Annotated in this window: 1 protein-coding gene; it reads left to right on the forward strand. The window is 73.9% G+C overall.

Annotated features, from left to right (window positions below; translation table 11 throughout):
- The coding region (locus tag HMPREF0731_RS22565; protein ID WP_040614542.1) for a hypothetical protein at window positions 1-559 on the forward strand (559 nt) is incomplete at its 5' end.
- Between the last annotated feature and the right edge of the window lie 85 nt (window positions 560-644).

Below are 644 nucleotides of genomic sequence, written 5' to 3' on the forward strand. Positions count from 1 at the left end.
CGCCCGCGCCCTGGCCCCCGCCCAGCCCGCAGCCAGCACCGTGCTGCGCGACCGGCTGGCCGAGGCCGAAGGCACCGCCAGCGAACCCTGCCAGGGCTACGCGGTGCGCAACCCGCGCTCCGGCGCGCTGGGGCGCTACCAGATGCTGCCCATCGCCCTGCGCGATATCGGCTGGATGGACGACAAGGGCGGCTGGACCGCGCGCGCCGCCGCCGCCGGGGTGCGCAGCACCCGCGACTTTCTCTCACGCCCCGCCGCCCAGGAAGCCGCCATGGCCGACTATCTGCGCCGCGCCGAGCAGCAGCTCTCCGCCAATGGCGCGCTCGACAAGGCCGGCCGCCGGCTGAACGGAGTGGATGGCCGGCCGATCCTGCTGACCCATACCGGGCTGGTCGCCGCCGCCCACCGCCAGGGCGCTGGCGCCGTCGCCAAATGGCTGGAACACCGGATCGAACAGCCCAGCGCCCCGCTCAGCCCGGCGGAACGCAGCCTCTTCCAGAGCATCGAGACCCGGCTGCGCAACTTCGCCACCCTGCCGGCGCAGGAACGCAGCGCCTAGGCAACCACCCAGCGCCCCGCCTCTCCACCAGGCGGCGGCAGGCTGAAAAAAAGTCCGGGGGAAGGAATTCCCCCGGACCCCCATC

The organism is Pseudoroseomonas cervicalis ATCC 49957 (assembly GCF_000164635.1).
Lineage (GTDB): Bacteria > Pseudomonadota > Alphaproteobacteria > Acetobacterales > Acetobacteraceae > Pseudoroseomonas > Pseudoroseomonas cervicalis.